The organism is Streptomyces sioyaensis (genome assembly GCF_004122735.1).
Taxonomy (GTDB): Bacteria; Actinomycetota; Actinomycetes; order Streptomycetales; family Streptomycetaceae; genus Streptomyces; species Streptomyces sioyaensis.
The window spans coordinates 17,608-34,395 of sequence record NZ_SDIF01000008.1 but is presented as its reverse complement, the minus strand read 5'-3'; the positions used below and the strand labels follow the sequence as shown (position 1 = coordinate 34,395).

At 72.4% G+C, this 16,788-nt stretch carries 19 protein-coding genes; 10 read left to right on the top strand and 9 right to left on the bottom strand.

Annotated elements, in window-relative coordinates:
- Positions 1-49: 49 nt before the first annotated feature.
- A complete protein-coding gene (locus EST54_RS04645) occupies positions 50-1,279 on the top strand; it encodes a glycoside hydrolase family 10 protein (protein ID WP_129245309.1) in 1,230 nt (409 codons plus the stop codon).
- Positions 1,280-1,362: 83 nt separating this feature from the next.
- On the opposite strand, the gene EST54_RS04640 is transcribed toward EST54_RS04645, so the two are convergent.
- Together EST54_RS04640 and EST54_RS04635 are read right to left on the bottom strand one after the other, a co-directional pair.
- Positions 1,363-1,572, bottom strand: coding sequence for a DUF1918 domain-containing protein (locus tag EST54_RS04640; protein WP_006607564.1), 210 nt, complete (start codon positions 1,570-1,572; stop codon positions 1,363-1,365).
- A gap of 252 nt (positions 1,573-1,824) precedes the next feature.
- Positions 1,825-2,838 carry a DMT family transporter gene (locus EST54_RS04635; RefSeq protein WP_129245307.1) on the bottom strand — a complete coding sequence of 338 codons (1,014 nt, stop codon included), beginning with the start codon at positions 2,836-2,838 and terminating at the stop codon, positions 1,825-1,827.
- On the opposite strand from EST54_RS04635, the gene EST54_RS04630 reads away from it, so the two are divergent.
- From EST54_RS04630 to EST54_RS04610, 5 genes are all read left to right on the top strand, one after another.
- Complete coding sequence (locus EST54_RS04630; RefSeq protein WP_129245305.1) at positions 2,837-4,330, top strand: aminotransferase-like domain-containing protein; 1,494 nt, start codon at positions 2,837-2,839, stop codon at positions 4,328-4,330. The genes EST54_RS04635 and EST54_RS04630 overlap by 2 nt on opposite strands.
- A gap of 127 nt (positions 4,331-4,457) precedes the next feature.
- Positions 4,458-4,910, top strand: a complete 453-nt coding sequence (locus EST54_RS04625) for a GNAT family N-acetyltransferase (RefSeq protein ID WP_129245302.1) — start codon at positions 4,458-4,460, stop codon at positions 4,908-4,910.
- A 43-nt stretch (positions 4,911-4,953) separates the two neighbouring features.
- Positions 4,954-5,523, top strand: coding sequence for a histidine phosphatase family protein (locus EST54_RS04620; RefSeq protein WP_129245300.1), 570 nt, complete (start codon positions 4,954-4,956; stop codon positions 5,521-5,523).
- Between the two features lie 260 nt (positions 5,524-5,783).
- On the top strand, positions 5,784-6,497 hold the full coding sequence (locus tag EST54_RS04615) for a hypothetical protein (protein ID WP_129245299.1): 714 nt from the start codon (positions 5,784-5,786) through the stop codon (positions 6,495-6,497).
- Between the two features lie 5 nt (positions 6,498-6,502).
- On the top strand, positions 6,503-6,865 hold the full coding sequence (locus tag EST54_RS04610) for a DUF4333 domain-containing protein (protein WP_129245297.1): 363 nt from the start codon (positions 6,503-6,505) through the stop codon (positions 6,863-6,865).
- A 31-nt stretch (positions 6,866-6,896) separates the two neighbouring features.
- Here the strand turns inward: EST54_RS04610 and EST54_RS04605 are convergent, their stop codons facing one another.
- Positions 6,897-7,349: a YybH family protein gene (locus tag EST54_RS04605; RefSeq protein WP_129245295.1), complete on the bottom strand. Its 453-nt coding sequence runs from the start codon at positions 7,347-7,349 to the stop codon at positions 6,897-6,899.
- Positions 7,350-7,561: 212 nt separating this feature from the next.
- On the opposite strand from EST54_RS04605, the gene EST54_RS04595 reads away from it, so the two are divergent.
- A complete protein-coding gene (locus tag EST54_RS04595) occupies positions 7,562-8,764 on the top strand; it encodes an IS110 family RNA-guided transposase (RefSeq protein ID WP_129245293.1) in 1,203 nt (400 codons plus the stop codon).
- A gap of 166 nt (positions 8,765-8,930) precedes the next feature.
- On the opposite strand, the gene EST54_RS04590 is transcribed toward EST54_RS04595, so the two are convergent.
- Entirely contained in the window at positions 8,931-9,680 is a 750-nt protein-coding gene (locus EST54_RS04590) for a helix-turn-helix transcriptional regulator (RefSeq protein ID WP_129245291.1), read from the bottom strand.
- Between the two features lie 164 nt (positions 9,681-9,844).
- Positions 9,845-10,933 (bottom strand): class I SAM-dependent methyltransferase, encoded by a 1,089-nt coding sequence (locus EST54_RS04585; RefSeq protein ID WP_129245289.1) that lies wholly within the window; start codon positions 10,931-10,933, stop codon positions 9,845-9,847.
- 124 nt (positions 10,934-11,057) lie between these two features.
- On the opposite strand from EST54_RS04585, the gene EST54_RS04580 reads away from it, so the two are divergent.
- Positions 11,058-11,249: a DUF1059 domain-containing protein gene (locus tag EST54_RS04580; protein WP_129245287.1), complete on the top strand. Its 192-nt coding sequence runs from the start codon at positions 11,058-11,060 to the stop codon at positions 11,247-11,249.
- 90 nt (positions 11,250-11,339) lie between these two features.
- Here the strand turns inward: EST54_RS04580 and EST54_RS04575 are convergent, their stop codons facing one another.
- Positions 11,340-12,128 (bottom strand): LysR substrate-binding domain-containing protein, encoded by a 789-nt coding sequence (locus EST54_RS04575; RefSeq protein WP_129245285.1) that lies wholly within the window; start codon positions 12,126-12,128, stop codon positions 11,340-11,342.
- Between the two features lie 58 nt (positions 12,129-12,186).
- Between EST54_RS04575 and EST54_RS04570 the strand changes: the two genes are divergently transcribed.
- Complete coding sequence (locus EST54_RS04570; RefSeq protein WP_129245283.1) at positions 12,187-12,582, top strand: DUF5997 family protein; 396 nt, start codon at positions 12,187-12,189, stop codon at positions 12,580-12,582.
- 96 nt (positions 12,583-12,678) lie between these two features.
- Here EST54_RS04570 and EST54_RS04565 read toward each other — a convergent pair whose 3' ends face one another.
- From EST54_RS04565 to EST54_RS04555, 3 genes are all read right to left on the bottom strand, one after another.
- Positions 12,679-13,368, bottom strand: a complete 690-nt coding sequence (locus tag EST54_RS04565) for an aspartate/glutamate racemase family protein (RefSeq protein ID WP_129245281.1) — start codon at positions 13,366-13,368, stop codon at positions 12,679-12,681.
- 45 nt (positions 13,369-13,413) lie between these two features.
- On the bottom strand, positions 13,414-14,217 hold the full coding sequence (locus EST54_RS04560) for a class II aldolase/adducin family protein (RefSeq protein ID WP_174857390.1): 804 nt from the start codon (positions 14,215-14,217) through the stop codon (positions 13,414-13,416).
- Positions 14,218-14,579: 362 nt separating this feature from the next.
- Positions 14,580-15,170, bottom strand: coding sequence for a helix-turn-helix domain-containing protein (locus EST54_RS04555; protein ID WP_129245279.1), 591 nt, complete (start codon positions 15,168-15,170; stop codon positions 14,580-14,582).
- Between the two features lie 169 nt (positions 15,171-15,339).
- On the opposite strand from EST54_RS04555, the gene EST54_RS04550 reads away from it, so the two are divergent.
- A complete protein-coding gene (locus EST54_RS04550) occupies positions 15,340-16,737 on the top strand; it encodes a flavin monoamine oxidase family protein (RefSeq protein WP_129245277.1) in 1,398 nt (465 codons plus the stop codon).
- Positions 16,738-16,788: the final 51 nt, after the last annotated feature.

Genomic DNA, 16,788 nt, shown 5'->3' with positions numbered 1-16,788 from the left:
GCATTCTGAGCCCTCAAGACGGTACGAACCAGACACTTGGGGACTTTTGATGAGACGGATGACACGACGAGGGTTCGCGGTGACCGCACTGGGTGCGGCCTCCTCCCTGCTCACCGCGGGGGCGGCGGCGCCCGCGGCCGGCGCGGCGCGGCGCGAGATGCGCGGCATGTGGCTGGCGACCGTCGCCAACCTCGACTGGCCCTCCAGCGCAAGGCTCACGCCGGCCGAGCAGCAGCGGGAACTGCGCGGCCTCCTCGACACCGCCGTCGCACGCAAGCTCAACACCGTGTTCTTCCAGGTGCGATCGACCGCGGACGCCCTGTGGCCCTCCCCGTACGAGCCGTGGGCGCAGTATCTGACCGGGCAGCAGGGCCGCGACCCGGGCTGGGACCCGCTCGACTTCGCGGTCCGCGAGGCGCACCGGCGCGATCTGGAACTGCACGCCTGGTGCAACCCCTATCGGATCGCCAACCACGACGACCCCGGCCGGCTCGTCGCGAACCACCCCGCCCGCCGGCACCCGAAGTGGGTCCTGTCGTACGGCGGCAAGCTCTACTACAACCCCGGGCTGCCGGAGGTCCGCGCCTTCGTCCAGGACGCGATGCTCGACGCGGTGCGGCGCTACCCCGTCGACGGGGTGCACTTCGACGACTACTTCTATCCGTATCCGGTCGCCGGCCGGCACCTGGACGACGACGCGGCGTTCCAGGAGTACGGCAGCGACTCCGAGAGCCGGGACGCCTGGCGGCGGGACAACATCAACCGGCTGGTCCACGAGATGGCGGGCAAGCTCCGCGACGAGGGCGAGCGCCGCGGGCGCCGGGTGCGGTTCGGGGTCAGCCCGTTCGCGGTCTGGCGCAACCACGCCACCGACCCGCAGGGCTCCCGTACCCAGGCGGGGGTGCAGACCTACGACGATCTGTACGCCGACACCCGCCGCTGGGTGCGCGAGGGCTGGCTGGACTACATCGTGCCGCAGGTCTACTGGCCGCTGGGCACCAAGGCCGCCGACTACGCCGAACTCGTGCCCTGGTGGGCGCGGACCGTCGACGGCACGGGGGTCGACCTCTACATCGGCGAGGCGCTCTACAAGGCGGGCGGGACGGAGCCCGTCGCCTGGAAGGACCCCGCCGAGATCTCTCGCCATCTCACCTTCGCCCGCGGCTATCCGCAGGTCGGTGGCCATGTGTACTTCTCGGCGAAGGTGGTCGCCAAGGACCCGTCCGGCGCCATGGCGCGGGTCGTACGCGACCACTACGCCAGCGCGGCACGGGCCTAAGGCCTCCGGGGCCGTCGCACGGATCGGCCGCACGGACCGTGGCCGCGCGGCCGACGTTTCGGTGGTCCGCGTACGGGACCGGGTCAGCGGCCGGATTCGGTGTCGGTGGCCTTGACGTGCCGGACGACGGAGTCGGGGCCGGGGGACATGATCGCCTCATGCCCGTCCTCGCCGCGGACACGGTAGGGCGGATCGCCGTTCGTGCCGATTACCTCGATGATCTCGACGACCCGGTCGTGATGCCCGACGGTCCTGCCGTGCACCACCAGCCGGTCGCCCCTGTTCGCGTGCATCAGGGCTCCTCCCCGTCTGGGGCGGCCGTGTGACCGGTGCGGCCGACGGTGCGCCGGCCAACGGTTGAACGGCCAACGGTTTCAACGGTTTACGGGCCTGTCGTGACCCGGACGGCGCTATCTGCCATCGCCGCAAGTTTACGTCCGCAGCGGCCCGACGCACCCGGGAAGTGCCGGGTTGTTCCGTCCCGGGGGCCGTCGGCGGCCCGTGCCCACGGTCCCGCCCGGCAGCCCGCCCCGGCGGCCCGTCTGTCACCCCCGGGCCCGCTGGGTGACCGCGATGCACGCCAGGACGGCCAGCGCCGTGGCGGGCGCGGCCGGTGGCAGGCGCTCGCCGAGCAGCAGCACCGACCACAGCAGGGTCAGCAGCGGCTGGGCGAGCTGCAGCTGGCTCGCCCGGGCGATGCCGATCACGGCCATCCCGCGGTACCAGGCGACCATCCCGAGGAACTGCGAGCCGACCGCCAGCCACAGCACCCCGGCGACCGAGCGCGCCGTCAGCTCCAGCGGCTCGGCGGACAGCGCCAGCGCCGCGCCCGCCACGGTCACGGGCAGCGCCAGCACCAGCGCCCAGCCGATCACCTGCCAGCCCGGCATGTGGCGGGCCAGCCGGCCGCCCTCGGTGTAGCCGGCCGCGCAGACCAGCAGCGCGACGAACAGCAGCAGATCGCTGCGGTTCGGCATCCCGCCGCTCTGCTGCACCGCAAAGCCGATGACGACGACGGCGCCGACCAGCGAGGCGATCCAGAACGTACGGGAGGGCCGGGCGCCGGTCCGTACGGCCGAGCAGGCGGCGGTGGCCAGCGGCAGCAGACCGACCACGACGGCGGCGTGCGAGGTGGTGGACGTCTCCAGGGCCAGGGTGGTCAGCAGCGGGAAGCCGAGCACGACGCCGCCCGCGACCACCGCGATGCCCGCCCAGTGGCGCCGCCCCGGCGGGCGTACCCGCAGCGCGAGGAGTGCGGCGCCGGCCGGGACGGTGGCCAGCACGCTGCGCAGCATCACCACCGTCCACGGGCCCATGCCCTCCAGTCCCCAGGCGGTAGCAGGGAAGGTGAGAGAGAAGGCGGCGACGCCGAGGACGGCGAGCAGCAGGCCGCGGCCGACGTGGGCGGTGGTGGTGGGCTTCGGGAGGCCCGGCCCCTTGACGGCGGCCTTCGGGGTGCCCGGCTCCTCGGCGGCGGTCGTCGCGGTGTCCGGATCACCGGCGGCAGGGGTGCTGACCGCTATTCCTACGGTGGCGATAGCGCTATCGTTGTGCTTCATGCAAGAGCGTAGCAGTGGTGCCGAGCTGGCCGCTATCCTCCGTAAAGAGCTGGACCGCTACTCTCCAGGAGAGAAGCTGCCGTCCAGTCGTGCCCTCGTCGAACGGCACCGGGTCAGCCCGGTGACCGTGTCCCGGGCGCTCGCCCAGCTGGCGGCGGAGGGCCTGGTCGTCACCCGGCCCGGCGCCGGGGCCTTCCGGGCCGAACCGCGGGGCGAGGCGCCGCGTCCCATCGACACCTCCTGGCAGGAGATCGCGCTGAGCGCGGAGCCGGCCGGCGATCAGGTGCCGCGCAGCGTGGACGCCACCGGCGTGCTGGCCACCCTCGCCACCCCGGCCCCCGGCGTCATCGAGTTCGACGGCGGCTACCTGCACGCCGATCTGCAGCCTGAACGCGCCCTGGCCGCCGCACTCGCCCGGGCCGGCCGGCGGCCGGGCGCCTGGGGACGCCCGCCGGTCGGCGGGGTGCCGGAGCTGCGGGCCTGGTTCGCCCGGGAGATCGCCGGCGCCGGCGGCCCGCTCGGCGCCAATGACGTGCTGATCACCGGGGGCGGTCAGAGCGCGCTGACCGCGGCGCTGCGCGCGCTCGCCGCGCCCGGCGCCCCGGTGCTCGTCGAGTCCCCGACCTACCCGGGCGTGCTGGCCGTCGCCCGCGCCTCGGGGCTGCGGCCGGTGCCCGTACCGATCGATGAGGACGGGGTCCGTACGGATCTGCTCGCCGAGGCCTTCCGCGCCAGTGGGGCCCGGCTCTTCGTCTGCCAGCCGCTGTTCCAGAACCCGACCGGCGCGGTGCTCGCCGCCGAGCGGCGCCGCGAGGTGCTGCGGGTGGTCCGTGCGGCCGGCGCCTTCGTGATCGAGGACGACTTCGCGCGGCTGCTGGCACACGCCGACGCCCCCGCGCTCCCGCCGACCCTGATGGCGGACGACCAGGACGGCACCGTCGTCCACGTCCGCTCGCTCACCAAGGCCAGTTCGCCCAATCTGCGGGTGGGGGCCCTGGCCGCCCGCGGCCCGGTGCTCGACCGGTTGCGCGCCATCCAGGTCGTCGACAGCTTCTTCGTGCCCCGGCCGCTCCAGGAAGCCGCCCTGGAACTCGTCGGCTCGCCCGCCTGGCCCCGTCATCTGCGGCTGATCGCCGGTGAGTTGACCGCCCGCCGCGACGCCCTGACCGCCGCCCTGCACCGGCAGCTGCCCGCGTTCACCCGGCACCGCCCGGCGCCGGGTCACGACCCCGCGCCCGGTGGTGTGTACGTCCCGCCGGGCGGCTTCCACCTCTGGCTGCGGCTGCCGGACGGCACCGACGAGGCGGCGCTGACCGGTGCGGCGCTGCGGGCGGGGGTCGCGGTCGCGGCCGGCCGCCCGTATTTCGCCGCCGAGCCGCCGGGCGCGTATCTGCGGCTGAGCTTCGCGGCGGCGTCCGGCACCGGCGAGATCGCCGAGGGCGTGCGCAGGCTCCGTGCGGCGTGTGCGGAGCTGGGGGTGGAGGTGAGCTGAGGGCGGGGAGGGGCGAGGTACGCCAGCGCCGCCGAGCCGGGCCGTCCACGGAGCGCGGGGCGGCACCGAGGGGATCCCGCTCGCCCACCGGTTCGACGCCGCCCCGCCGTTCTGCGAACCTCCCGGCATGAACGCCCCTGCCCTCGACGGCTACGAGATCTCCACCGACCCGGCCCGCCTGGACGCCGGCCTGGTCCATCACTGGCTGTCCACCGACGCCTACTGGGCCGTGGGCCGCCCGCGGGAGCTGCACGACCGCGCCGTGGCGGGCTCGCTCAACTTCGGCCTGTACGTGTCCGGTTCGGGGCGTCAGGCCGGCTATGCCCGGGTGGTCACCGATCACGCCACCTTCGCCTGGCTCTGCGACGTCTACATCTGCCGGGACGACCGCGGAAAGGGGCTGGGCACGGCCCTGGTCGAGGCCGTCGCCGACCACATGGCGCCCAGCGGCCTCAGCCGGCTGACGCTCGCCACCCAGGACGCCCACGGGGTGTACGAGAAGATCGGCTTCCGCCCCCTGGTGTCGCCGGAGCAGTGGATGACCTTGGGGCTGATCGACCCGGGTCCTGTCGAATTGTGATCAACTGGTGCCACCGGGGCGGCACCCCTCTTACCATCGGCGAATGAGCGTTCGACTCAAGCTGCTCGCCGCCGCCCGCAACTCCTCGCTGCTCGAAACCCGCTTCGACGACGACCGCCCGCTCGACACCGCCGGCTGGTACGAGGTCGAGCGGGCCGCTCCCGCCCTGTGCCGGCTCGCCGCCGCCGAACTGCGCTACTGCTCGCCGTCCGCCCGCTGCCGGGACACCGGCGAGGCGCTCGGGCTGCGCCCGCTGGCCCAGCCGGCGCTGCGCGACTGCGACATGGGGCGCTGGCGCGGCCGCACGCTGGGCGAGGTGACCGCCGCCGAACCGCGCGCGGTGGAGGCCTGGCTGGCCGATCCGCGCACCGCACCGCACGGCGGGGAGTCGCTGCCGGCGTTCATCTCCCGGGTCGGCGGCTGGCTGGACACCCGGCCGACCGACGACGCCGCCGGACTGCTCGCGGTCGCCGAACCCGGCGTCATCCGCGCCGCCCTGGTCTATGTGCTCCAGGCGCCCCCGCACGCGTTCTGGCGGATCGATGTGCAGCCGCTGTCGGTGACCACCTTCACCAGCCGGTCCGGTGGCTGGGACCTCCAGCTGGCGACCTGACCCGCCGCCCGCGCACCAGCGGAACGAGGCGGCCGGGCGGCCGGGCGGCGGAGCATTCTCACGCGGTGTGCGGTGCACGTCCCGGGGCCGTCCCGGCGCACCACCCGGAAAGCCCATTCCGCGCGCTCCGCCGTACGGGGCGTACGCACCCGTGTGACCTGCGGAAACAGCGAGCGCCGGAACGGGTTCCCGGGTAGTTCGCCCCCGGTGCGGCATTCGATCGAGGTGCGCGGCGGGTGACCGGGCGCTTGTCTCGGGTTATGCACATACGGCAGATATCCCCGTACGCCCTGGCGGCCGGCGCCCTGGTGGTGATCGTCCTGCTCGTCGGCGACGGCGACGGTGCGGACGCCGCCACCGAGGCCGTCGGCGGGGCGGTGAGCGACGCCGTCAACGAGGCCGCTCCCGCCGCCCAGGACACCGCCGGCACGGTGGTCGTACAGCCCGACCCGGTGGCACCGGGCACCGCCTTCTCCGTCCACGACGGCGGCAGCTGCGGGGGCGAATCCGCCACGGCGACCTTCGGCGACGCGGCGGACATCCCCGCGATGCAACTGCCCGGCCAGAGCGGCCGGACCGAGGGCACCGCGATCCTCCCGGAGAGCACGGCGCCCGGCTCGTACACGGTCACCCTCACCTGCGGCGGCACCTCGGGCGCCCGGCCCAGCGCGCTGGCATCCGGCCGGGACGGCGACGACGAGGACCACGGCGCGGGGTACGGCACCGAACAGGGCGACGGGGACGCCGGCGGGCGCGGCAAGGAATCCGGCGACGGCCGGAAGGTCCTCACCGGCACCATGATCGTCTCCGGCGGCGCCGACGGAACCGTCCCCCAGGGCGGCGCCGACACCGGCCTCGGCGGCGCGGCCGGTACCGGCCGGACGGCCACGACGGCCGGCGGCCTGCTGCTGATGGCCGCGGCCGGCTGGGGCGCCCTCGCCCGCCGCCGGGGCACCCGCGGCACCGGGAGCTGACGGCGGTGGAGCCCCATCCGCTCCGGCGCGGCCTGCTCATCGGCCTCCTCACGGCCCTGGTCACGGCGGGCGCGCTGGCGTTCGCCGCCGCCCGGCTCCGCGACCGCGAGGCCACCAGCGAGGTCGACGACGGCACCCACACCGTGCTGCGCACCGAGATCGCCAGAGCGATCAGCGGCCAGCTCACCCTGCCGTTCCGCAGCGGGCCAGACGCGGTGCACTGCTTCGGCGACCTGCGGCCCGTGCCGTACGACGCGGTGCGCTGCACGGCGCACTTCCCCCTCGGACGGGACCGCCACCTGACCGTCGAAGTCACCCGCGTCCGCCACAACATGGTCACCTACCGGCGCCACTCGCTGCCCCGTTGAGCGGCGCCGCGGCCGGGTCCGTCCCGTCCCGCTACGGCGTCAGATCCAGCGCGGCCAGCCCCGATCCGTCCATCAGGAACGGCACCGAGTCATGCGCATGCGTGATCTTCCAGGTGCCGTCGATCCTGCGGAGTCCGACGGTGGCGCGGCTCCACAGCTCCACCTCGAAGCCGTCCGTCTTCGTCCCGCGCATCCGGTTGATGCTGTGGCCGAACGCGACATCGTCGCCGACCGTGATCTCCAGCTGGGTCAGCGTCACCTCGATCGGTCCCCGCCAGGTCGCGTACCAGGCCTCGACGGCCCGCTGGTCCCGCGCCTGCGGTCCCTTGTACTGCAGCGGCGGCGCCAGGCTGAACTCCACGATGTCCGGCGCGCAGTGCGACAGAAACCGCCGGGCGTCCCGCGCCGTCGTCGCGGCCGCCCGGTCCTCCAGCACCTCCCGGATCCGCGCCTCGTCCGCCTTCCGTTCGCTGTCGGTCGTCATGAGGTCCTCCGTAAGTTGTTAGGTGGCCCGGGAGGGCCGGATGTGGCTTATGAGGTCTTGCCTTCAGTGGCTCGATGGGAGTGGCCGTCCGGCTCTCCGGGGCGCCCTGGCTGCTGATTGAGATGTGCGCGCTTGTGCGGTCGCTGATTACGGAGATGACGGCGGGGTGTTCCTCGGGCCAACGGCACGCTGTGCGGAACGAGGAGGGGCGAGTGAGCGACCGACGGAGCGAGGTCTGGGTCGGTATCGACGCGGGCAAGGGGCACCACTGGGCGGCGGTGGTCGATGGGACCGGTGCGACGTTGTGGTCGAAGAAGATCGAGAACGACGAGTCGGCAATCCTTGCCGCGCTCGGCGAGATCCTGGAGCTGGCGGACGAGGTCCGCTGGGCAGTGGACATCTCGGGGACGTCCTCGGCGCTGCTGCTGGCCCTGCTCGCGGCTCACGGTCAGCAGGCGGTCTACGTGCCCGGCCGGACTGTCAACCGCATGGCCGGTGCCTATCGGGGCGAGGCGAAGACCGACGCCCGCGACGCTTACGTGATCGCCGAGACGTCGCGTCACCGTCGGGACTTCGCCGCGATTGATGTGCCGGCTCAGCTGGCCGCCGACCTCGCGCTGCTGACCGCTCACCGGTCCGACTTGGTGGCCGACCGGGTGCGGATGATCAACCGGCTCCGCGACGTGCTGACCGGCGTCTTCCCGGCCCTGGAGCGAGCCTTTGACTACTCGGCCCACAAGGGTGCCCTGGTGCTGCTGACCGGGTACCAGACTCCGGCTGCGATACGCCGCCGCGGGCGGGCCCGGCTGACAGCCTGGCTTGCCAACCGCGGTGTCCGCAATGCCGACGCGGTCGCGGCCACCGCTCTGGAGGCCGCTCAAGCCCAGCAGACCGCCCTGCCCGGTGAGGACGTCGCCGGGCCGATCGTCGCTGAGCTGGCTGCCGAGATTCTCGCGCTGGACGACCGGCTGAAGCGCATCGACAAGCAGATCCGCGAGACCTTCCGCGCCCATCCGCAGGCCGGGACCATCGAGTCTCTGCCCGGCATGGGCCCCATACTCGGCGCCGAGTTCGTCGTTGCCGCCGGCGACCTCACGGCCTATGCGGACGCCGGCCACCTGGCCTCCGCTGCCGGTCTCGTGCCCGTTCCGCGTGACTCCGGCCGCAGGACTGGCAACATGCACCGTCCCAAGCGCTACAGCCGTCGCCTGCGCAGGGTGTTCTACATGTCCGCGCAGACCAGCATCATCCGCGAGGGGCCGAACCGGGACTTCTACCTCAAGAAGCGTGCCGAGGGGTGCAAGCACGTCCAGGCCGTCATCGCCCTGGCCCGCCGACGAGCCGGCGTCCTGTGGGCCCTCCTGCGCGACAACCGGGTGTTCACCTCCGACCCACCGGTCGCGCACGCGGCTTGACTCAGTCATTGAGACTCCCGTCGTCCGGCGCCGCAGCGCCCGCCTGTGCTGTGCAACGGGTAGACGCCGACGGCCACGGAAACTCATCGGTGCGGGCCGTGCGGACGTCGTCCCTGTGGGCGGCCCACCGGCCGCGGCCTCCTGGTCCGTGTCCCCGCCCGTATCCCTACGGCGCGGGCCGCGCCACCGCCGGGCTGCGGGACCGCCAGGCGTTCGCCGCCTCGACCCGGCCGCCCACCTGGAGCTTTGCGTAGGCGTGCTCCAGATGCTTGTCGACGGTCCGCGGGCTGATCGCCAGCCGGTGGGCGATCTGCTGGTTCGTCAGGCCCCGGGCGAGCAGGGCGAGGACGGCGGACTCGCGGCGGGTGACGGGGGACGGCACGGGCGTCGGCGGGGCGAGCCGGCCGAGGACGCGGCTGAGCCGGGTGCGCAGGACGGCGGCGGCCGCCACGTCGTCGTCGGAGAAGTCGCCGCCACTGCGGCTGAACGCCACACAGACCCTCCGCGGCACCCCGTCCGCATTGCCGGCGGGGAACGACATCGCCAGCTGATGCTCGCTGCCGCACGGCCGGTAGACGTCGGTGTAGGCGGCGAGGGCATGGAATTCGCCGGGGGTCTGGAGTGTGGAGCGGCGCATCGGGGTGCCCGGGCCCAGGGTGGTGTGGGCGACGAGGGGGTCGGCGGCCGACTCGCGGGCGAACGCCTCCCGGATGTCGTCGGTCAGCAGGCCGGCGGGCAGGGTGAGCGGGCGGTCGGCGGAGCCGGCGCGGGGGGACCAGACGATGCTGTCGCCGGGGACGGCGGCGAGCAACAGCGGCAGCAGGGCCGGAACGAGGGACTCCTCGTCGACGGCATCGCCCAAGAGGTCCACGACGGCGAGAATGCGCCGCAGGCCGGCCTCCGCGGCCGCGCTCATACGTCCAGCGTGCCGAGGGGGCAGGGGCCAGTCAAACGAGGGCCCGCCCGGCGGGCGGGACGCCCGGAGGACGAACGGCGGCTTCCACCCGGCCGACGGGGACACCCGCCCGACGGTGGCCACCCGGCCGGCCGGGGGAAGACCGGCCGGGCGCGTCAGACGCCTCAGCGTCCGACGGCATAGACGCGGTTGACGGGGGTCTCCGCGGCGAGTCGCCAGTGGTGGAGGCCGGCTTCGTCGGCGATCTGCCGCATCGCCTCCTCACCCGCGTGGTTTCCCAGTGCCTGCGGCCCGTGCTGGGCCAGCGCGGACGGCAGACAGACGGCGACCGAGGATGCGGTGATCGCCCGGCCGATGGGGTTGGTGTTCTCCTCGGCGTGCGCCGAGACGTTCGGCTCGACGAGCATGCAGGTCCCGTCGTCGGCCAGTGCCTCCTCGGCGTGGTGGAGGGCGCCGCCCGGATCGCCGATGTCATGTAGACAGTCGAAGAACGTGATCAGGTCGAAGTCCTCGCCCGGGAAGTCCTGGGCGGTGGCGACCTCGAAGCTGACCCGGTCGCCCAGGCCCTGCTCGGCCACGTTCTCGCGGGCCGCCTCGACGGACGGGCGGTGGAAGTCGAAGCCGCGGAACCGTGACCGGGGAAAGGCCTGCGCCATCAGCGTCGTGGAGTAGCCGTATCCGCACCCGACGTCCGCGACGAGCGCGCCGCGCTCCAGCTTCTCCACCACGCCGTCCAGCGCGGTCAGCCACTCCGGTACCAGCGCGGCCGCATAGCCGGGGCGGAAGAACTTCGCGGTACCGGCGAACAGCGCCGGGCCGTGCTCCTCCCAGCCGACGCCCTCTCCGGTGCGAAAGGCCGTCATGAGGGCGTCCTCGGTGGCGTAGAGGGCCTGCAGCAGGGTGAAGAAACCGGCCGCGTACGTGGGGGCGTCCTGGTCCGCCAGGACGGCGGCGTGCTCGTCGGGCAGCAGGTAGGTGTCGGTGCCGGGCGCGTAGGTGACGTATTCGCCGGCCACCTGGGCGGCCAGCCATTCGCGCACATAGCGTTCGGCCAGCCCGGTGCGGTCGGCGAGCTGTGTGGAGGTGAGCGGCCCGGCACCGGCCATGGCCGCGTACAGCCCGAGCCGGTCGCCGAGCGAGGTGCACAGGCCGGCGACCGCGGCGGCGCTGTCCGAGATCACCTTCTCCAGGAACTGCTGCACCCGCTCCTCGTCCAGGGCCCCACCGGGTGTGAGGTCGGCAGAGGTCGCCATGCGCGCCCACCTCCTCCGTCCTCTCCCACTGCAGCAGCGCGGCCGCCCGCCGCGCCATACGGGATTCGCCGTATTCGACGGGGGGACGGCACCGGCCGACACTGGAAGAACGAGGAGGTGCACCATGCGGAAGAAGGTCGACTGCCGGGATCACCCGAGCGAGATGAACTGCACCCTCGTCATCTCCGGCGAGGAGGACGAAGTGATCCGCGCCGCCGCCGAGCACGCGGTCTCCGTCCATGGGCACGCGGACAGCCCCGAACTGCGGGAGCAGATCAAGGCCGAGCTGAAGAACGAGGTTCCGCAGCACGCCTGACGCGCACGGCGATACGCCGTCCTGGCAAGGGGCGGCGGATTCGTCGTGCCCGGACGCGCGCCGCAGGGGCCACTGACCGGCGGCGGGGGGCTACGACCGGCGGCGGGGCTTGCCGCTCTTGCCGCCCTTGGCCCCGCCGGCACCGCCGCGCGGGGTCTTGCCGGCCGTCTTTCCAGTCGTCTTACCGGCCGTCTTGCCGGCCGCGGGCTTGCGCCGCGCACCGCCGGCGGGAGCGCGCTTCGACGACTTCGGCTCGGCCGGTGCGGTGGTGCGGCCCCGGGTGCTGTTGACCGTCCGCCCGCGCACGATCCCGATGAAGTCCTCCACCAGGTCGGTGGTCGCGTCCTCCGGCCAGGACAGCGCGACCCGCGACTGGGGGGCATCGGTGAGGGGCCGGTAGGTGAGGTCCCTGCGGTGGTGCAGCCGGGCGAGCGACTGCGGGACGACGAGCACGCCCACCCCGGCCGCCACCAGCTCGATGGCGTCCGCGGTCGTGGCGGGACGCTCGTTCGCGGGGCGGCCCGGCAGGGTCTCCCAGTCGAGGGTGTCATCGAGGGGGTGCAGCACGATGTCGTCGGCCAGGTCCTCGGCGGACACCTCGTCGACCGCCGCCACGAGGTGGTCCTTCGGGACCACGACCACCGTCGTCTCGGTGTAGAGGGGGATCGCGCTGAAGGTCGTGCGGTCGACCGGCAGCCGTACGAAACCCGCGTCGGCGCCGCCGTCCCGCAGCACACCGGCGGCCTCGGTGGCGGCCACCGCGACCAGGGTCAGCGGGATGCCGGGCAGCCGCTCCTGCCAGATACGCACCCACTTGGCCGGCGTCACGCCCGGTACGTACGCGAGCCGGAACGAGGGGGGCACATCGGAGCCTGTCACGCCGCCAGGTTACCGGTCGTGGTCGGAGCCCTCGCACACGCTGGCTACCCTTGACACCATGACGTCGCACCAGACCACCCAGACCATGAAGCCCGCGACCGCGGCAAAGAAGTTGGGTGTGTTCCTCGAAGCCACCCCCGCCGAGTTCCAGGAGGGTGTGGTCTCGCGCAGCGAGCTCAACGCGCTGCAGGCCGATCCGCCGGAGTGGCTGGTGGAGCTGCGGCGCAACGGCCCGCACCCCCGCCCGGTGGTCGCGGCGAAGCTCGGCGTCTCCATCTCGGGCCTGGTGCGCGGCGGCGTCACCGAGCCCCTCACCACCGAGCAGATCGACGCGCTGAAGCAGGAGCTTCCCGAGTGGCTGCAGAAGGAACGCGCCACCCAGGCCGAGGTCCGCAAGGAAGCCGTACGCATCAAGGAGAAGCAGCAGGAGAAGGACGCGAAGCGGGCGGAATGACTCCGCTGACGCTTTCCTGACCCGTCGACGGTCGACGGTCGACCGGCGGTCGTGGCCCGTCGCCCGTCGGCGGCCTGCCCCGCTTTCACGGACATCTCATCCGGGCCAGCTCTCGTACGCCATGTCCAGCGCCGCATGCGAAAGAAGTCTGGTGGTGTCCACGCAGGGCACCTCGAAGCCCTCGGCATTCATCACCAAAGGAAGTTCGGTGCAGCCGAGAAGAATGGCGTCCACCTCTCGCTCGACTCGGTGGGCGACACTTTCGAGCACACGTCGGCTCTCGTCCAGGAAAACACCCTTTGTCAGTTCGTTTGAAATGATCCCGGACACCGCGTCCTGGTCCTCGTCCGATGGGTAGACCACCTCGATCCCCATCGACGCCAAGGGGGCGTCATACAGGCGGCGCTTCGCGGTCGATGTGGTGCCGAGAACACCCACCCGACGGTACCCGTCCTTTCGGCATTGAGCCGCGGTGCTGTCAATGATGCTGAGTACCGGAATCTTTGCGTGCCGCACGACCTCATCAAATACGGCATGCATCGTGTTGGACGGGATTATCGCGAAATCGGCACCCGCCGCCGCTGTAAGGTTGACCGAATCGGCCAGAGTCGAGCCGAGATCAGAGAAGTCATCCGCAGCGATGGCGCGGCCGATTTTCTCGTACTTCGGCGTGTGGGTCACTATCTCCGGACACTCGATGCCGCGCCTTGCGGCTTCGCGGCCGATCTCCTGGTGGCATACCACGCCACCTTCTATCGTCGCGATGCATATACCCACGATCGCCATTTCATTCCCTCCAGTGGATCGACAGCGGCCGGTGGCCGCGCTCTGTCAGTCGAGGACGTCGGGTTCCTGCTCGGCGACGAGGTCGGCGAGCACCTGGAAGCTGTGCCGAGCCATGCCGGCGTTGCCGAACTGCCGGTGCGCCACAGCGGCTTCCTCGTCGGTCATGACGCGTGGCCCACCGGTGGCGTCGGCGAGCAGCTGCATCTGGCAGGCGCGGTCCATGGCGATGAACCACCAGGCAGCCTCTTCGACCGAGCGGCCGACGGTGAGCAGGCCGTGGTGTCGGAGGATGGCGGCGCGCTTGTCGCCGAGTTTCTTCGCGATGGCCTGGCCCTCGGTCCTCTCCAGCACCAGTCCCTGGTATGCGTCGAACAGGACGTGGTCACGGTAGAAGGCGCAGCTCTCCTGAACGATCGGGTCGAGCAGCTTGTTCAGGGTGGCGAACGCCCGGCCGTGGATGGTGTGCGCGTGGGCGACGGCGACGACGTCGGGACGCGCGTGGTGCACCGAGGAGTGGATCCAGAAGGCCGCCTTGTTCGTACGGCGCTCACCCTCGATGACATGGCCCAGCTCGTCGATCAACAGCAGGTCGCTGACCTTGATGCGGGAGAAGTGGACGGCATACGGGTTGACCCAGAAGCGGTCCGGGAACTCCGGGTCGCGGGCGGTGAGATGGCCGGCGATTCCCTCGTCGAAGCGGTAGCGGGCGAAGATGCGGAAGGCGATGGCCAGTTGGCGCTTGCGGTGCGCGCGCTCGGCCTCGACGGACTCCCGGCTCGCGGGGAGGTCGGGGAGATCCAGCATCTCGGGTTCGTCGGCGGTCCTTCGTGGTTTCTGCTGGACGGTCATCTGCTCGTCCTTCCGTGGCCAGATGCGTGCGGCGTGGCATCGGAGCCGGTCGCACGGGTGTTCTGTCGGAGCCGTCGTCGACGGCCGGGCGTGGCGGGTGCGGGAGTGGGATCCACCCGCGGGAAACGTTGATCCAGCAGCATGTCCGCCGGCTCGGCGACGGTCTCCGGTGCTCGCCAGGTTCGTCCGCTGTCCCGCAGCATGGCTGTTCAGTGGAGCCACTCTCCCATGAGGCAACCTCGCAGGCAATAGAAATTGCCTGACAGGCACGCTCTGGGGAGTGTGGGGGCTGTATGGCAGCGCGCCGGGGACCAGGGAGCCGTCGTCGGCGGCCGCCGCGAGGGCAGCCGCCGACGGAGCGGTCAGCGGCCGCGCGACGCGGCCGGAACGGGGTGGTGCAAGGGCATGGTGGTCGCGGTGGAGGCCATGAGCACCGTGACGGGGCGCTCGCCGACAGCGGAGAGTCGGTGCGGGCGGGAGGAGTCGAAGTGCACCGAGTCACCCTCGGACAGGCGGACGTCCTTGTCGCCGATCCGCAGCTCGACCGTGCCGGCCAGGGCGTGCAGCCACTCCTCGCCGTCGTGCTGCGCGGGCTGGGTGGCCTTGCCGACCGGCAGTTCGATGCGAATCATCGAGATCGCGCTGCGCGGGCCACTGAGCACGGCGAAGACGCCGTTACCGGTGTCGTGGCGGACGACATCGGCGGCCCGCAGCAGGTGGAAGCCCTCCTCGTGGTCCTCCTCGACCAGCTCGCTGAGCGAGACACCGTAGACCCGGGCGATCTGGAGCAGACCGCCGATCGACGGCTGCCGCTCGCCCTTTTCCAGCCGCGACAGATGCGGAGCGGAGATGCCGGTCTGTTTGGCCAGCGCGGCCAGCGTGAGATTGCGTGCGGTGCGCAACTCCCGCAACCGCCGGCTCACCCACAGATCGACATCCCGTTCACCTGCCACACGGGCAACGCTACACGCCAGTAGGACACCTCTGCCGGGTGCCGCTTCAGCTGCTCACCTGAGTCGCGTGGCGTCGCGGATGGGTTCGTGGGCACCCGTCACGCCCCGATGGATCACCCGCCGGGCGGAGCCGAGCCCGCTGGGTGAGGCTGAGCCGTGGAGGTGGGTCATGGGAAAGGTGCAGGCAGACGTGTGCGTGGTGGGCGCCGGCTTCGCCGGGCTCGCAGCTGCCAGACGGCTGGTCCAAGCCGGTCATGAGGTGGTCGTCCTTGAGGCCAGGGACCGGGTGGGCGGCCGGGTGTGGAACCGGGAGCTTCCCGACGGGACGGTGGTCTCGGCCGGCGGCACCTGGCTGGGCAAGGGGCAGGACCGCATGTTCCAGCTCTGCCGGGAACTGGGACTCGCGGTGTACCCCCAGTACGAGCAGGGCGATCATCTCCTGCGCCTGGACGGCGTCAACCACCGTTACCGCGGTGCCTTCCCCGTCATGGGCCCGGGGACGCTCTTCGCCCTCGGCCTGGCGTTTTCGCGTCTGCATCTGATGGCGCGGAGCCTCCCGGCGGATGCCCCGTGGCGGGCCCGGAGCGCTCGGGCGTGGGACGCCCGCACGCTCGGGCAGTGGCTTTCCGACCCGCTCAACGTGCCCTCGGCGGCCGCCCGCACCCTGCTCAGGTCGACCATGCACCTGCTGTTCTGCGCCGACCCGGCGGAGGTCTCGCTGCTGGGCGCCCTCACCCTGGCCCGGGGTGGCGGCGGTTTCGGCTACTACACCGACTCCCGCAGAACCGAATCCCACCTCGTGGACGGCGGAGCCCCCGAACTGGCCAGGCGCATGGCCGAGCAGCTGGGAGAGCGGGTGCACCTGTCCAGCCCCGTCCAGCGGATCGCACACGACGGCACCGGTGTGCGGATCGCTTCCGCCTCGCTCACCGTGCGGGCGCGGCGCGTGATCGTGGCGACGCCGCCGCTGCTGGCGGGGCGGATCAGCTTCGACCCGCCGCTCTCCACCGCGGCCAGCCATCTGCTGCAGCGAGTGGTACCGGGGTCGATCATCCGGGTGCACACGGTCTACCCGCGGCCGTTCTGGCGCGCGCTGGGCCTGTCGGGACAGACGCTCGCGCCCCGGTCGCCCGTCCCGATCACCATCGACCAGACACCACAGTCGGGAGAGCCGGGGGTGCTCAGCAGCTACGCCTTCAGTACCGGAGCCCTGCGGATGGGGCGCCTGGACCCGGCCGAACGGCGCGAGGTCTGGCTGGCCGCGTTGGCCGAGCGGTTCGGTGCCCAGGCACGCCGCCCGAGCCAGTATCTGGAGACCGACTGGTCCTCCCAGCAGTGGTCGCTGGGCGGGATGATCGGCCACTTCCCGACCGGCACCCTCACCAACTACGGCAGCGCGCTGCGCGAGCCGGTGGGCCGGATCCACTGGGCCAGTACCGAGTCGGCCACGCTGATGCACGGTCTGATGGAGGGCGCGGTGCGCTCCGGCGAGCGAGCCGCCCAGGAGGTCCTGACCGCGCTGTCTTCCGGCCGGCACGTCGCCGTCCTGCACGAGCGTTCTGCCTGATCCGCCCGGGCCGGCCGGGAAGTACGGACGCGCTGCGGTGCCACAAGCCGA

What these genes read in the sequence shown, in the direction of transcription:
- EST54_RS04645 (WP_129245309.1), top strand. Translation starts at nt 50, where the DNA reads ATGAGACGGATGACACGACGAGGGTTCGCGGTGACCGCACTGGGTGCG.
- EST54_RS04640 (WP_006607564.1), bottom strand. Translation starts at nt 1,572, where the DNA reads ATGCACGCGAACAGGGGCGACCGGCTGGTGGTGCACGGCAGGACCGTC.
- EST54_RS04630 (WP_129245305.1), top strand. Translation starts at nt 2,837, where the DNA reads ATGCAAGAGCGTAGCAGTGGTGCCGAGCTGGCCGCTATCCTCCGTAAA.
- EST54_RS04635 (WP_129245307.1), bottom strand. Translation starts at nt 2,838, where the DNA reads ATGAAGCACAACGATAGCGCTATCGCCACCGTAGGAATAGCGGTCAGC.
- EST54_RS04625 (WP_129245302.1), top strand. Translation starts at nt 4,458, where the DNA reads ATGAACGCCCCTGCCCTCGACGGCTACGAGATCTCCACCGACCCGGCC.
- EST54_RS04620 (WP_129245300.1), top strand. Translation starts at nt 4,954, where the DNA reads ATGAGCGTTCGACTCAAGCTGCTCGCCGCCGCCCGCAACTCCTCGCTG.
- EST54_RS04615 (WP_129245299.1), top strand. Translation starts at nt 5,784, where the DNA reads ATGCACATACGGCAGATATCCCCGTACGCCCTGGCGGCCGGCGCCCTG.
- EST54_RS04605 (WP_129245295.1), bottom strand. Translation starts at nt 7,349, where the DNA reads ATGACGACCGACAGCGAACGGAAGGCGGACGAGGCGCGGATCCGGGAG.
- EST54_RS04590 (WP_129245291.1), bottom strand. Translation starts at nt 9,680, where the DNA reads ATGAGCGCGGCCGCGGAGGCCGGCCTGCGGCGCATTCTCGCCGTCGTG.
- EST54_RS04585 (WP_129245289.1), bottom strand. Translation starts at nt 10,933, where the DNA reads ATGGCGACCTCTGCCGACCTCACACCCGGTGGGGCCCTGGACGAGGAG.
- EST54_RS04580 (WP_129245287.1), top strand. Translation starts at nt 11,058, where the DNA reads ATGCGGAAGAAGGTCGACTGCCGGGATCACCCGAGCGAGATGAACTGC.
- EST54_RS04570 (WP_129245283.1), top strand. Translation starts at nt 12,187, where the DNA reads ATGACGTCGCACCAGACCACCCAGACCATGAAGCCCGCGACCGCGGCA.
- EST54_RS04565 (WP_129245281.1), bottom strand. Translation starts at nt 13,368, where the DNA reads ATGGCGATCGTGGGTATATGCATCGCGACGATAGAAGGTGGCGTGGTA.
- EST54_RS04560 (WP_174857390.1), bottom strand. Translation starts at nt 14,217, where the DNA reads ATGACCGTCCAGCAGAAACCACGAAGGACCGCCGACGAACCCGAGATG.
- EST54_RS04550 (WP_129245277.1), top strand. Translation starts at nt 15,340, where the DNA reads ATGGGAAAGGTGCAGGCAGACGTGTGCGTGGTGGGCGCCGGCTTCGCC.